Source organism: Sphingomonas vulcanisoli (assembly GCF_011761305.1).
Taxonomy (GTDB): Bacteria; Pseudomonadota; Alphaproteobacteria; order Sphingomonadales; family Sphingomonadaceae; genus Sphingomonas_I; species Sphingomonas_I vulcanisoli.
Map to the genome: position 1 here is coordinate 113,400 of NZ_JAAOZC010000003.1, position 13,054 is coordinate 126,453.

Genomic DNA, 13,054 nt, shown 5'->3' on the forward strand with positions numbered 1-13,054 from the left:
AGAAGCTAACACGGACAAGCCGGGCGAGCTATCACCGATCGGGGGGCTCGGCTGACTATCCCGCTGGCACTTCCTCCGCATCGGCCTCCTGCGTCGGGCCGAGATCGCCGGTTTCCAGCACCTTGCCGTAAAGCTCGGCCTGGCGGGAGCGGAGCTGTTCGCCGATCGCGTCGAGGTCGATCTTGCCGGCCTCGTGGGCTTCCTTCATCTCTTCGAACAGTTCCTCATCCTCCTCGTCGATATGATGGATGGTCTGTTCGCCGAGGACGTGGATCTTCGATTTGTAGAGCTCTTCGGTGCCCTTCATCTGCGCGATCTGACCCGCGAGATCCTTGCCGGCCGCATGTTCGACGATTCCTTCGTCGACATCATCGCCCTCACCGATCGCCTTGGCCGCCGGATAGAGGATCTCCTCCTCGATCGTCATATGCACATCGAGGCGCAGGCACAGCTCGTCGCCGATCTTCTTGAGCGCGGCGCCCTCCGCCTCCTGGGCGGCATCGAACAGTTCGCGGAACGTATGATGCTCCGTCTTCAGAACCTGAAGGGCGAGCGGATCGTCCTTGGCGATCCGATGGAGACCTTCGCCGTTGCGCTGCGTGTATTTGCCCATGATCGCCTCCTGTTAGCCATCGCGCATAGCGTTCGGCAGCACCGCGGGTTCCGCTTGACGTGCGCAGGAGCCGCTGGGATCGTGGGCCATGGCGGCGAAGGTTCTCATTCTCAGCGATGATCCGGGATGCGAGGCGGAGCTTGGCGGCCTGGTGCGCGCGGCCGGCGGCTGGGTCGCCGCGACCGGTACACCGCAGGCTTTCGAGGGTAAATTCGATCTGATCCTTGCCGACCTGCGCGGGTTCGAGGCGTTCGAGCGTTTCGCCGATGGCGATACGCCAATCATCGCGCAGATCGATGCGCAGGCGATCGATGCCGCGGCGGCGATCCTCGGCAAGGCGGAGCTGCTCGTCGATCCCGATGCGGTGGAATGGGCGGCGGCGATCGCCGTCGCTCTGGCGCAGGACGGTGCTTCGGTGCGCGAGACGGGTCTGCCCGCCCTGCGCCAGTTGAGTGAGGAAGCGGGGCGCATCGCGCGCGCCCTGGCCGATCTTGCCGCGGCGGCCCCGGCGGTTACGCACCCACCGGTCGTTTCCGCGCCTTCCTTATCCGATGGCGCACCGATCAACGCGGCCTTCGTGCGCCGCCTGATCCGCAAGCGGCGGCTACGCGAACGCTTCTTTGCCGCGGAGATTTTCGCCGATCCCGCCTGGGACATGCTGCTCGATCTATACGCCGCCCGGCTGGAGGGCGCGCAGGTGGCGGTCTCCAGCCTGTGCATCGCTGCGCATGTGCCGCCGACCACGGCCTTGCGCTGGATCCGGGCGCTGACCGATCAGGGCCTGTTCCTCCGCCTCGCCGATCCAGCCGATCGCCGCCGGATGTTCGTGGCGCTGAGCGAAGGCGCGGCCGAGCGGATGGCCGCTTACCTGGCGCTGGCCGAGGGCTGACTCGCGTTCGTCACCTTTGATGACATTGTGCCCGTGGCTTGCGGGTGAGGGTCTTATGGTTGGGTGACGTCTTCTCCGCAGTAGGAACGCGAGAATCAATGATGCAGCGGCTTTCACCCATGGCAGCGATCCGGTTCGGCCTATTGAGCAGCGTGCTGCTATGGTTTTTCCTGCTGGTCTTCATCCGTTCATGATCGGGTGAGCCGATCAGACAAAGCGGATCAATCTGTTTCCCCGATCAGGTAGCGGAGCGTAAATGGACGGCATGGACGGAACCAAGATCATGACGCAGCCCGCGAAGGAGGGCTTACCCGGCGGCCTGCTGCTCGGCATCCTTGCCTCAAGCGGCCTGTGGGTGCTCATTGCCGAACTGCGCCACTTCGTTTGAGATCGAAGGCGCAGGCTTGATGCCCGCCGCCGCAGCGCTTAACGGCTATCAACGCAGGGGCGCTTAGCTCAGTTGGTAGAGCATCTCGTTTACACCGAGAGGGTCGGCGGTTCGAGCCCGTCAGCGCCCACCATTCCCTGAAATGCGAACCTGGCAATCGGCGCTTGCGGCTTCGTTGCGCTGCCGTCATCTTCACGCGATGCGCACCCTGATCCTCGCCGCCCTCCTCGCCACCTCCGCCACGGCGGCGCCGCCCGATCCCTATGCGGCGCGCGTCGCCCGAATCCTCAAGGCGACGCCGCTGATCGACGGGCACAATGATTGGCCGGAGACGCTGACCGGCGATGCCAAGGATGAGCGCTGGACGCTCGATCTGCGCTCCGGGCTCGACAAGCGCACGCATCCCTACATGACCGATATCGCCCGGCTGCGGCAGGGCATGGTCGGCGGCCAGTTCTGGTCGGTGTTCGTCTCGGCCAACCAGCCCGAGCTGGATCAGGTCAAGCAGACGCTCGATCAGATCGATCTTGTCCGCCAGATCGTCGCGCGCTATCCGGAGACGTTCGAACTGGCGCGCACCGCCGCCGATGTCCGCCGCATCCACAAGGCGGGCCGGATCGCCTCGATGATGGGCGTCGAGGGCGGCGGCCAGATCGATGCCGATTTCTCGGTGCTTCGAGCTTATCATGAATTGGGCGCGGGCTATCTGACACTGGCGCATTTCAAGACGATCGCCTGGGCGGACAGCGCCACCGACGCGCCGACGCACGGCGGGCTGACGCCGTTCGGCATCGCGGTGGTGCATGAGCTCAACCGGTTGGGGATGCTGGTCGATCTGGCGCATGTCAGCGAGGGCACGATGCGCGCGGCGCTGGCGGCGTCCAAGGCGCCGGTGATCTTCTCGCACTCCAGCGCGCGGGCGCTTTCCGATCATCCCCGCAACGTGTCGGATGAGGTGCTGAAACTGCTCGCGGCCAATGGCGGGGTGGTGATGGTCAATTTCTACCCGGCCTATGATTCGGAGCCGCTGCGGCTGTGGAATGCGGAAAAGGCGGGCGCGGACGCCAAATATAAGGCGCTCGACATCGGCCAGCCGGACAAGGCCAAGGCCGATCTCGCCGATTGGGTGAAGGCGCATCCGGCGCCGCGCGTGACGCTGAGCCTCGTCGCCGATCATATCGATCATGTCGCCAAGGTCGCGGGGTATGACCATGTCGGGCTGGGATCGGATTTCGACGGGATCGAGAGCGTGCCCGAGGGGCTGGAGGATGTCTCCAAATATCCGGCGCTGCTGGAAGAGCTGATGAAGCGCGGCTGGAGCGATCAGAACATCGCCAAGCTGGCCGGCGAGAATGTGCTGCGGGTGATGGCGGAGGCGGAGAAGGTTGCGGCCGGGATGAAGGGCGAGCCGGCGGCGACAGGGACTGAGGTGGCGATGGATAAGAAGCCCTGAGCGAACGACCGCTATGGATGGGAAGCGGACTGGCAGGTATCAGCAGCAATTGAACATAGGCGGACTTACATTGTCGACAGCTATAGGCACGGGTTCATTACCGGCTCGCGCGGGATAGATAGAAGATCAGTTGTTTGCTTTTCCAGATTCATGGCCCCAGCACTCTGCAACGCGCTGTATATCTTAGCGGCGTCACCGATGCAGATATTTCCAGAAGAGCGTAGCTGTTGAAGCCCTTCCGATCGACGGGATTCAAGATCGGCCTTTGACACCGGCCGTTTGCTGTTTTTGATTATAAAGTCGTCCATGCGATCGAGGGAGCGTTTCAGTTCGTTCTGAAAAGCAGCGTCTTCACCTTTGTGACATTCCAAACCGACGGCGCTAGCGGCTTGATAAATTCCCCACATGCACAGAACGGCGCCTTTGCCCGATTTATCAATCTGAACAACCTCATCGCCGATTGCAGGAGACATCGGCTGGAGGAGCATAAGACTAGGCGTAATGATCGAAACCTTGCGCATAGTCGTTCTCCTCCCGATCTGCCGTCAACGCGATATGTCCGCTGTCGCCAGCTGCTTGCAAGGCCCGAACGGCAACATCTGGGGGCGGAAGCTGACGTTGCCCGCCGGCATACGTTCCCAAGAAAAGGGCGGCTCCGGATGCCGGGGCCGCCCTTTCTGTTTCGATGGTCCGCCATGCCGTCAGACGTGACCGGCTGCGCCGATCCCGCTGCCCGTCGTGGCGAGTCTTCAGATTGCTTGCGCAATCCGAAGCCGCCCGTTTCCTACCGCTTCGAGAACTGGAAGCTGCGGCGGGCCTTCGCCTTGCCGTATTTCTTACGCTCGACGGTGCGGCTGTCGCGGGTGAGGAAGCCTGCGGCCTTTACCGGCGCGCGCAGGATCGGCTCATATTTGGTGAGCGCTTGGCTGATGCCGTGCTTCACCGCCCCGGCCTGGCCCGAGAGACCGCCACCGGCGACGGTGACGATCACGTCATACTGGCCTTCGCGCTCGGCGACCTGGAAGGGCTGGTTGATGACGAGGCGCAGCGTGGGGCGTGCAAAATAGACTTCCTGATCGCGGCCGTTGACCGTGACCTTGCCCGATCCCGGCTTGATCCAGACGCGGGCGACGGCATCCTTGCGGCGGCCGGTTGCATAAGCGCGGCCCTGCGCGTCGATTTCCTGCTCGCGCAGCACGGCGGGGGTCGACGGCGGCGCGATCTCGCCGGCGAGATAGGCATCGGGGCTGACGACCTCGGTGCTGTCCGCGCCGGTAGGGACGGGCGCAGGCGCGGCCTGACCGGTGAGGTTCGCGAGATCGGCGAGAGACTGGCGATTATCGGACATTATGCGCCCACCTTGTTCTTGCGGTTCATTCCCGCGATATCCATCACTTCCGGGCTCTGCGCGGCATGATCATGCTCGGCACCCTTGAAGACGCGCAGGTTGCGCATCTGCTGGCGGCCGAGCGGGCCGCGCGGGATCATCCGCTCGACTGCCTTTTCGAGCACGCGCTCGGGGAACTTGCTGTCCAGCACCTTGGCCGCGGTGATGCCCTTGATGCCGCCGGCGTAACCGGTGTGCTTGTAATAGACCTTCTGGCCGAGCTTCTTGCCGGTGAAGCGCACCTTATCCGCATTGATGACGATGACGTTGTCACCGCAATCGAGGAACGGGGTGTAGCTCGGCTTATGCTTGCCGCGCAGGACGTTGGCGATGATCGAGGCGACGCGGCCGACGACGAGGCCATCGGCATCGATCAGATGCCATTTCTTCTCGATCGTGGACGGCGTGGCCACCTGGGTGGTCTTGGTGAGCGCCTTCATTGGGCTTCCTTGAAAGTTGGCGAAAGTGCCGCGAAGGCACTCGAAAACAACGAGGCGCCGCCCGGTTGGGGGCAGCGCCGCTGGAGGGCCGTTAGCGGCAGAGGGCGATAAAAGTCAACAGATCGGGCCTTTTCTCGTGAGGTAAAATAATACCTCATGGATCAGCGGGCGATGTCCTCGGTCAGAATCGGCTGGACCGCGCCGCCCCCGATGACAAGGCTGCGTTCGCGGTGCGCCGCCGCCAGAAGCCCGGTAGCGCGGTCGATCGTCAGGTCATCGCTTTGTTTGTAGACGGCGGCCTTGTCGCCGATCGGCGCGGTGGCGAGCGTGATGCGGTAGCGGAGCAGGTCGTTCTCGATCGCGGTCAGCGTGACTTTGCCTGTGGCCGAGACCGGGCCGCCGGGGGTCGCGATCGTCGCCTTGAAATCGCTGCTGCTGCCGATCGCCAGTGGCGGCAGGCGCGGCGGCAGGATTTGTTCGAACGGCTCGCGCAGCCGCTGGTCGCGCGCGGTGGGGGCGGTTTCGGCATCGAGCACTTTATTGGTCATCGCCTTGGCGGCGGCGGGGAGCGCCGGATCGGCGTTGAACTTGGCGCGCAGCGCCGCGCGCGAGGCGAGGAAGGCGGCCCATGGCCTGTCGCTGTCGATCAGCTGCAAAGGAGTGCCGTCGGCCGCGAGGCGGAGCTTGCTCTCCACCCCGATCAGCGGCGCGAACAGCCGGGCGATCGCATCGCGCGCCTGTGGCGAGGCGTCCGACGTGCGCGACAGCGGGACGAGATGGGCGACGAGGCCGCGATCGTCGCGCGTAAAGGCCAGTGTCTCGCGCGTCGTCACCGCTTCGTGTGCGGCGTAGAGATCGCGGATGGTGTAGGTGATTGTGCCCGGCGGCGGCGCGAAGGCGGGGGCGATCGCTGCCGCGAGCATCACGGCAATCATCGCCGGGGCGCCGTCCCCACGACATGCGCGCACCACACGAAGCAGGCGAGCAGCAGCGCCGCCACCGCCTGGTGCGCCACCGCGATCGGCAGCAGTACGCCGGTGAGCAGGGTGGCGATCCCCAGCACGACCTGCAGCGCGACCAGCACAATGGCGTGAATGCCCGCCACGCGGCCGCCCTTCTTCCACGCGGATTGCGCCAGCAGCAGCGCCACCATCACCACCACCCACGCCCACCAGCGATGGATGAATTGCACCACGACAGGATTGTAGAAGAGGTTGAAGGCAATGCCCTGCGGCGCCCAGCCGCCCTGCGGGAAGAAATGGTCCCCCATCAGCGGCCAGCTCGAAAAGGCATAGCCCGCGCGCAGCCCGGCGGTGAAAGCGCCCAGCATCAGCTGCACCGCCAGCGCGAAGATCGCGCTGGCCGGATCGAGCAGCAGCCGCGCGCGGGGCTGCCCCTTGGCTTCACCGAACAGATCGAGCGCGGTCCAGATCAGCACACCGTAGATCAGCATCGCCGCGAGCAGGTGGGTGGCGAGGCGGAGGTGGCTGACCTCGACCCGATCCTGCAGGCCCGAGGCGACCATCCACCAGCCGATCAGCCCCTGCAGCCCGCCCAGCGCCAGGATCAGCACGATCCGCCGCCCATAGCCGCGCGGAATCCAGCTCTTCCACCAGAAGACGAGCAGCACGATTCCCAGCACCGTGCCGATGCCGCGCGCCAGCAGGCGGTGCAGATATTCCCAGAAATAGATGTGCTGGAAGCCCTCCAGCGTCATGCTCTTGTTGAAGGCGGCATATTGGGGGATTGCCTTATAGGCATCGAACGCCGCCTGCCATTGCGCGTGGGTGAGCGGCGGCAGCGTGCCGAGGATCGGATCCCACGTCACGATCGAAAGCCCGCTTTCGGTCAGGCGCGTGATCCCGCCGACGATGACGATCCCGAACACCAGTGCGGCGACGACCAGCAGCCACTGGCCGAGCGCGCGGGGTTTGGGGTGGTAGGGGGAGCGCGTAAAGAACATCGGGGCGCGCTATGCGGCGCGGTCGACGCGAACTCAATCCTCCCCGGCACGGGGAGGGGGACCATCCGCAGGATGGTGGAGGGGGCTATCCACCGGCGCTGCGCTTGATTGTGAGCCCCCTCCGTCATCGCTGCGCGATGCCACCTCCCCGTGCCGGGGAGGATGAAACTTATCCATCGCGCGTTCAGCCTTCCCCGCGCTGTGGTAACGCCGCCGCACCGGCATCAAAGTTGTGGACGGCTTGATCCACGGATGTGGCGAACCTGTGTCAACGTCGCTAAGAGGGACAATTCGGAGAATGAAAACCTGATGTCCAAACCCGAAACGCCCCTGCTCGATACCGTCAATCTTCCTCGGGATGTTCGCGCACTGGACCAGAGCCGGCTGCGCCAGCTGGCAGATGAATTGCGGGCCGAGATGATCTCGGCGGTGTCGGTGACGGGCGGGCATCTGGGTGCCGGGCTCGGCGTGGTCGAGCTGACGACCGCACTCCATTATGTCTTCAATACGCCCGATGACAAATTGATCTGGGATGTCGGCCACCAGGCCTATCCGCACAAAATCCTCACCGGGCGGCGCGATCGTATCCGCACGCTGCGGCAGGGCAGTGGCCTTTCGGGCTTCACCAAGCGCAGCGAGAGCGAATATGATCCGTTCGGCGCGGCGCACTCGTCGACCTCGATCTCGGCGGCGCTGGGCTTCGCGGTGGCCAACAAGCTGGCGAACAAGCCGGGCAAGGCGATCGCGGTAATCGGTGATGGCGCAATGTCCGCGGGCATGGCCTATGAGGCGATGAACAATGCGGAAGCGGCGGGCAATCGCCTGGTCGTGATCCTCAACGACAATGATATGTCGATCGCGCCGCCGGTGGGCGGGCTTTCGGCCTATCTGGCGATGATCGTTTCCTCGCGGCCGTTCCTGTCGCTGCGTGAGGTTGCCAAGAAGATTTCGCGCAAGCTGCCACGCCCGATCAAGGATGCGCTGGAGAAGACTGACGAGTTCGCGCGCGGCATGGCGATGGGCGGCACGCTCTTCGAACAGCTCGGCTTCTATTATGTCGGCCCGATCGACGGCCACAATCTCGATCATCTGATCCCGGTGCTGGAGAATGTCCGCGACGCGGCCGAGGGCCCGATCCTCGTCCATGTCGTCACCAAGAAGGGCCATGGCTATGCGCCCGCCGAGGAGCGCGCCGATAAGCTGCACGCGGTGCAGAAATTCGATGTCGTCTCGGGCGTCCAGGCCAAGGCGCCGCCGGGGCCGCCGCAATATCAGAACGTGTTCGGCGATGCGCTGGTCGAGGAAGCCAAGAGCGATCCGCGCATCTGTGCGATTACCGCCGCCATGCCCTCGGGCACCGGCGTTGATCGCTTCGCCAAGGCTTTCCCGGATCGCAGCTTCGATGTCGGCATCGCCGAGCAGCATGCCGTCACCTTCGCCGCCGGTCTCGCCGCGCAGGGGATGCGGCCGTTCTGCGCGATCTATTCCACCTTCCTGCAGCGCGCCTATGATCAGGTCGTCCACGATGTCGCGATCCAGAATCTGCCGGTGCGCTTCGCGATCGATCGCGCCGGGCTGGTCGGCGCCGATGGCGCGACGCATGCGGGCAGCTTCGATCTCACTTATCTCTCGACGCTGCCCAATTTCGTGGTGATGGCGCCCGCGGACGAGGCCGAACTCGTCCATATGGTCCATACCGCCGCGCAATATGACGATGGCCCGATCGCGTTCCGTTATCCGCGTGGGGCCGGCACCGGCGTGGCGCTGCCCGAGACGCCGCAGACGCTGGAGATCGGCAAGGGCCGTATCGTGCGCGAGGGCAAGGCGGTAGCTATCCTCAGCCTTGGCACTCGGCTGGCCGAAGCGCAGGCCGCGGCCGATCGGCTGGAAGCGCAGGGGCTTTCGACCACCGTGATCGATCTCCGCTTCGCCAAGCCGCTGGATAATGCGCTGATCCGCAAGACGCTGGCCACGCACGAAGTGGCGGTGACGATCGAGGAGAATGCGATCGGCGGGCTCGGCGCGCATGTGCTGACCCTGGCCTCCGACGAGGGGCTGATCGACGGTGGCCTCAAGCTGCGCACGCTGCGCCTGCCGGACATGTTCCAGGATCACGACAAGCCCGAGCTGCAATATGCCGAGGCGCGGCTGGATGCCGATGCGATCGTCGAGACGGTGCTGACCGCCTTGCGGCGGAATAGCGTGGGGATTGTCGAGGGGTTTAGGGCGTAATTATCTTTAGCCCCTACCCTTGAGGGGAGGGGTTGGGGTGGGGAACGCACTCAACCCAAAGCGCCCAACCTCGATCGGACTACCCCACCCCCAACCCCTCCCCTGAAGGGGAGGGGCTTGATGTCACCCTCCCGCCTTTGCATCCACCTGCTGCAGCCGCTTCGCTACCGCCGCTGCGCCGCCCGCAGCCGTGCTCGCCAGATCGGATTTCTGCACGGCGAGCTGGCTGACGCCACCCGAGATCACGTCGATGATCGACCAGCCGCTTCCCGAGCGGTGGACGCGGAAGTAGAGGATGTCGCTGCCGATCCTCACCTTGACGATGCTGTCGTTCCCGCGCTGTTGCACCGTGGGATCGACGACGAATTTCTCGCCCGAATAGCTTTTGAAATTGCGTGCCAGGCTGATCGCCGAATGGCGGGTGAGTGCCTGGATCGCGGCACTCTTGTCGGCGGCGGACGCACTCGCCCAGCCCGGGCCGATCACCAGCGCCGCGATCGCGGGCATATCGTAGCTTTGCGCGACGATCGTCTGAAAGCGCGCGATGCGCTGCGCGGTCGGAAGGCCCTCCTTCATCACCGCTATGACCTTGTCATCATAAGCGGCGACATGCGCGGCGGCGCCGATTTCGGCGGCGTGCGAAGGCGCGGCAAGCGCCAAAAACAGCGGCAAAGCTGCAACAGGCAGGCGGAAATTCACGACGCTCTCCTTGTATCTCGGCGCTTCTAACGCACTTTGTGACCAAACGGGGGCTGAACGGTTGCTGTGGGGCGTAACAGTCATCGGGGCTTCATCCTGCCGCCCGCAAGGCTTGCTGCGCGGCGGCAAAGCGATCAAAGAGAAAGGGAGTTTCGCGTTGGGAGGTCCTTTGGCCAAGATCGTTCTTGCTCAGCCGCGCGGCTTTTGTGCGGGCGTAATCCGCGCGATCGACATCGTCGATCAGGCGCTCGATCGCGTCGGCAAGCCCGTCTATGTCCGCCACGAGATCGTCCACAACCGCCATGTCGTCGAGAAATTGCGCAACAAGGGCGCGGTGTTCGTCGAGGAACTGGATGAAGTACCCCCCGGCGAGGTCGCGGTGTTCAGCGCGCACGGCGTCGGCCGCGATGTCGAGGAAGAGGCCAGGATCGGCGAGCTGCAGGTGCTGGATGCCACCTGTCCGCTCGTCCGCAAGGTGCATTTCCAGGGCCGCCGCTATTTGAAGCAGGGCCGCAATCTGGTGCTGATCGGCCATGCCGGGCACCCGGAGGTGGTCGGCACGCTCGGCCAGATCGATGGCAAGGTGTGGCTGGCGGGCACGGTCGAGGATGTTGCCGGGCTGCCGTTGCCGCTCGATGCACCGATCGCTTATGTCACGCAGACGACGCTTTCGGTCGACGATACGCGCGACATCATCTCGGCGCTGCAGGCGCGGTTCAGCGATGTGATCGGTCCCGACGTCAAGGATATCTGCTACGCGACGCAGAACCGCCAGCAGGCGGTGCGCGATCTCTCCCGCGTTTCGGACATGATCATCGTTGTCGGTGCGCCCAATAGCTCGAACAGCAACCGGCTGCGCGAGATCGGTGAGGAAGAGGGGCTGCCCAGCTTCCTGATCGAGGATGCCACGCAGTTGGATCCCGCCTGGCTGCAGCAGGTGGAGGTGATCGGCCTCACCGCCGGAGCGTCCGCGCCCGAAGAGCTGGTGCAGGGCGTGATCGATCGCATCCGTGCCTGCCGCCCCGATATCGCCGTCGAGAAGCTCGACGGGATCGAGGAACATATCGAATTCCGCCTGCCGCCCGAGCTGCGCAAGCTTAGGCAACCGGCGCCCGTAGAAGGCTGACACCCTAAATGCCCGTACCTTTGTCCCAGGTCGCCCGCATCGGCGCCTATATCGCCGGCAAGCACTTCCGGGGCGTCCAGCGTTACCCGCTGGTGCTGATGCTGGAGCCGCTGTTCCGCTGCAACCTCGCCTGCAAGGGCTGCGGCAAGATCGATTATCCCGATTCGATCCTCAATCAGCGGCTGAGCTACGATCAATGCATGGCGGCGATCGACGAGTGCGGCGCGCCGGTGGTCTCGATCGCGGGCGGCGAGCCCTTGCTCCATCGCGACATGCCCAAGATCGTCGAGGGTTTCCTGGCGCGCAAGAAATACGTCATCCTCTGCACCAACGCGCTGCTGCTCAAGAAGAAGATCGACAGTTACAAGCCGAACCCCGGCTTCACCTGGTCGATCCATCTCGATGGCGATCTCGGCATGCACGATCAGGCGGTGAGCCAGGATGGCGTCTATGAGGTCGCGGTCGATGCGATCCGCATGGCCAAGGAGCGCGGCTTCGCGGTCTCGATTAACTGCACCTTGTTCAACGATGCCGATCCGGAGCGGGTGGCGCGCTTCTTCGATACGGTGAAGGCGCTGGGCGTCAGCGGCATCACGGTTTCACCCGGCTACAGCTATGAGCGCGCGCCGGATCAGGCGAGCTTCCTCAACCGCACCCGGACCAAGGAGCTGTTCCGCGGCATCCTGTCACGCGGGCGCGGCGGCAAGGAATGGCCGTTCAGCCAATCGACCGCCTTCCTCAATTTCCTGGCGGGCAATAAGGCCTATAAATGCACGCCGTGGGGCAATCCCACGCGCACTGTCTTCGGCTGGCAGAAGCCCTGCTACCTGCTCGGCGAAGGCTATGTCGATAGCTTCACCGAGCTGATGGAAGGCACCGACTGGGATCAGTACGGCGTCGGCAATTATGAGAAGTGCCAGGATTGCATGGTGCATTCCGGCTTCGAAGCCAGCGCCGTCACGGATATCATGAATCACCCGATCAAGGCGGCGATGCTGAGCCTCAAGGGCGTCCGCACCGATGGCCCGATGGCGGAGGATATTTCGCTGGAGAATCAGCGGCGATCGAAGGACGTCTTCTCGCTGAACGTCGACGCGCATCTCGATCGGATGGCGAAGGCCGGCAACAAGACGGACCGCCACGTCGAGGTGAATTGATCCTCGGCTGATCCGTCAGCCGGGAAACGCCATCCGCGCGCCGATCTTCTGCGCGCCCGCCTTCAGCCCGCGAAAGCCTTTCGCGAAATTTGCCATCGTCTTGACGACATCGGGCAATTGGCGGGGATCGGCGGCGAGGCTCTTGAGCATCGCGGGGGTATCGAGGCTGCCGTCGGGCTTCATGCAGACGGTGACCGCGTGTGGCAGCAGGTGGCCGGCCTCGTCCGATACAATGCGGACGATCACGAAGGGCAGGCCGTGCGCCTGAGCCACGCGGGCGGCGACGTGGCTCTCCATATCGACGGCGAGCGCGGTGTGGCAGCGGCCGAGATCGCGCTTTTCGGCGACGGTATCGATCATGCGGCCATCGGCGAAGAAGCCACCGATGCGCGCGCCGGGGAGGCGGGCGGCGAGCGCTTCGCTCCAGACGCGATCGCATTCGAGATCGATCCCGCCGCAGATCCGGCTGCCGACGATCCAGTCGCCGATCTTGAGATCGTCATGGAGCGCGCCGGTGAGGCCGTAGCTGACGATGCCGGCGGCATTGGGGGCGAGCGCGGAGAGATTGCGTTCGAGCGCGGCGGCGTCCCCGCCCCCTGCGACGGCGATCACGCCTTCGGTGGGGAGGGTCTGGACCTCACGATTGAAGCCCGTGGCGACGAGGATGGGGAGCACTAGCCCTCTCCCCTTGTGGGAGAGGTAGGGGC

The 13,054-nt window shown here is 64.6% G+C and carries 14 protein-coding genes and 1 tRNA gene; 7 read left to right on the forward strand and 8 right to left on the reverse strand.

Annotation, left to right across the window (positions count from 1 at the left end; translation table 11 throughout):
- Positions 1-55: 55 nt before the first annotated feature.
- Positions 56-613 carry a hemerythrin domain-containing protein gene (locus FHS31_RS07160; RefSeq protein ID WP_208408613.1) on the reverse strand — a complete coding sequence of 186 codons (558 nt, stop codon included), beginning with the start codon at positions 611-613 and terminating at the stop codon, positions 56-58.
- A gap of 88 nt (positions 614-701) precedes the next feature.
- Here FHS31_RS07160 and FHS31_RS07165 point away from each other — a divergent pair, with 88 nt between their 5' ends.
- From FHS31_RS07165 to FHS31_RS07175, 4 genes are all read left to right on the forward strand, one after another.
- Positions 702-1,502, forward strand: a complete 801-nt coding sequence (locus FHS31_RS07165; RefSeq protein WP_167072692.1) for a helix-turn-helix domain-containing protein — start codon at positions 702-704, stop codon at positions 1,500-1,502.
- Between the two features lie 256 nt (positions 1,503-1,758).
- Positions 1,759-1,890 (forward strand): hypothetical protein, encoded by a 132-nt coding sequence (locus FHS31_RS16585; protein WP_279587885.1) that lies wholly within the window; start codon positions 1,759-1,761, stop codon positions 1,888-1,890.
- Between the two features lie 57 nt (positions 1,891-1,947).
- Positions 1,948-2,023 (forward strand) — tRNA-Val (locus FHS31_RS07170).
- A gap of 66 nt (positions 2,024-2,089) precedes the next feature.
- On the forward strand, positions 2,090-3,343 hold the full coding sequence (locus FHS31_RS07175; RefSeq protein WP_167072693.1) for a dipeptidase: 1,254 nt from the start codon (positions 2,090-2,092) through the stop codon (positions 3,341-3,343).
- Positions 3,344-3,423: 80 nt separating this feature from the next.
- On the opposite strand, the gene FHS31_RS07180 is transcribed toward FHS31_RS07175, so the two are convergent.
- The 5 genes from FHS31_RS07180 to FHS31_RS07200 form a co-directional block, all read right to left on the reverse strand.
- The gene (locus FHS31_RS07180) at positions 3,424-3,864 is read right to left on the reverse strand and encodes a hypothetical protein (RefSeq protein ID WP_167072694.1); all 441 of its coding nucleotides are present in this window, start codon (positions 3,862-3,864) and stop codon (positions 3,424-3,426) included.
- 263 nt (positions 3,865-4,127) lie between these two features.
- Positions 4,128-4,691, reverse strand: coding sequence for a 30S ribosomal protein S9 (rpsI, locus tag FHS31_RS07185; protein ID WP_167072695.1), 564 nt, complete (start codon positions 4,689-4,691; stop codon positions 4,128-4,130).
- On the reverse strand, positions 4,691-5,170 hold the full coding sequence (gene rplM, locus FHS31_RS07190; RefSeq protein WP_167072696.1) for a 50S ribosomal protein L13: 480 nt from the start codon (positions 5,168-5,170) through the stop codon (positions 4,691-4,693). Before rplM ends, rpsI begins: the two co-directional genes overlap by 1 nt.
- A 161-nt stretch (positions 5,171-5,331) precedes the next feature.
- Positions 5,332-6,105, reverse strand: coding sequence for a hypothetical protein (locus FHS31_RS07195; RefSeq protein ID WP_167072697.1), 774 nt, complete (start codon positions 6,103-6,105; stop codon positions 5,332-5,334).
- Entirely contained in the window at positions 6,102-7,133 is a 1,032-nt protein-coding gene (locus FHS31_RS07200; RefSeq protein ID WP_167072698.1) for a COX15/CtaA family protein, read from the reverse strand. Before FHS31_RS07200 ends, FHS31_RS07195 begins: the two co-directional genes overlap by 4 nt.
- A gap of 309 nt (positions 7,134-7,442) precedes the next feature.
- Here FHS31_RS07200 and dxs point away from each other — a divergent pair, with 309 nt between their 5' ends.
- On the forward strand, positions 7,443-9,365 hold the full coding sequence (gene dxs, locus FHS31_RS07205; RefSeq protein WP_208408614.1) for a 1-deoxy-D-xylulose-5-phosphate synthase: 1,923 nt from the start codon (positions 7,443-7,445) through the stop codon (positions 9,363-9,365).
- A gap of 123 nt (positions 9,366-9,488) precedes the next feature.
- Here the strand turns inward: dxs and FHS31_RS07210 are convergent, their stop codons facing one another.
- Complete coding sequence (locus FHS31_RS07210; RefSeq protein ID WP_341786310.1) at positions 9,489-10,064, reverse strand: ABC transporter substrate-binding protein; 576 nt, start codon at positions 10,062-10,064, stop codon at positions 9,489-9,491.
- Between the two features lie 169 nt (positions 10,065-10,233).
- On the opposite strand from FHS31_RS07210, the gene ispH reads away from it, so the two are divergent.
- Positions 10,234-11,190, forward strand: a complete 957-nt coding sequence (gene ispH, locus FHS31_RS07215; protein WP_167072700.1) for a 4-hydroxy-3-methylbut-2-enyl diphosphate reductase — start codon at positions 10,234-10,236, stop codon at positions 11,188-11,190.
- A gap of 8 nt (positions 11,191-11,198) precedes the next feature.
- Complete coding sequence (gene hpnH / locus FHS31_RS07220; protein ID WP_167072701.1) at positions 11,199-12,347, forward strand: adenosyl-hopene transferase HpnH; 1,149 nt, start codon at positions 11,199-11,201, stop codon at positions 12,345-12,347.
- 15 nt (positions 12,348-12,362) lie between these two features.
- Here the strand turns inward: hpnH and FHS31_RS16590 are convergent, their stop codons facing one another.
- The gene (locus FHS31_RS16590; RefSeq protein ID WP_167072702.1) at positions 12,363-13,022 is read right to left on the reverse strand and encodes a phosphorylase family protein; all 660 of its coding nucleotides are present in this window, start codon (positions 13,020-13,022) and stop codon (positions 12,363-12,365) included.
- Positions 13,023-13,054: the final 32 nt, after the last annotated feature.

Bases quoted from the DNA above. Each gene is read 5' to 3' on its own strand.
- FHS31_RS07160 (WP_208408613.1), bottom strand. From the start codon at position 613: ATGGGCAAATACACGCAGCGCAACGGCGAAGGTCTCCATCGGATCGCC.
- rplM (WP_167072696.1), bottom strand. From the start codon at position 5,170: ATGAAGGCGCTCACCAAGACCACCCAGGTGGCCACGCCGTCCACGATC.
- dxs (WP_208408614.1), top strand. From the start codon at position 7,443: ATGTCCAAACCCGAAACGCCCCTGCTCGATACCGTCAATCTTCCTCGG.
- FHS31_RS07180 (WP_167072694.1), bottom strand. From the start codon at position 3,864: ATGCGCAAGGTTTCGATCATTACGCCTAGTCTTATGCTCCTCCAGCCG.
- FHS31_RS07175 (WP_167072693.1), top strand. From the start codon at position 2,090: ATGCGCACCCTGATCCTCGCCGCCCTCCTCGCCACCTCCGCCACGGCG.
- hpnH (WP_167072701.1), top strand. From the start codon at position 11,199: ATGCCCGTACCTTTGTCCCAGGTCGCCCGCATCGGCGCCTATATCGCC.
- FHS31_RS07195 (WP_167072697.1), bottom strand. From the start codon at position 6,105: ATGATTGCCGTGATGCTCGCGGCAGCGATCGCCCCCGCCTTCGCGCCG.
- rpsI (WP_167072695.1), bottom strand. From the start codon at position 4,691: ATGTCCGATAATCGCCAGTCTCTCGCCGATCTCGCGAACCTCACCGGT.
- FHS31_RS16585 (WP_279587885.1), top strand. From the start codon at position 1,759: ATGGACGGCATGGACGGAACCAAGATCATGACGCAGCCCGCGAAGGAG.
- FHS31_RS07200 (WP_167072698.1), bottom strand. From the start codon at position 7,133: ATGTTCTTTACGCGCTCCCCCTACCACCCCAAACCCCGCGCGCTCGGC.
- FHS31_RS07165 (WP_167072692.1), top strand. From the start codon at position 702: ATGGCGGCGAAGGTTCTCATTCTCAGCGATGATCCGGGATGCGAGGCG.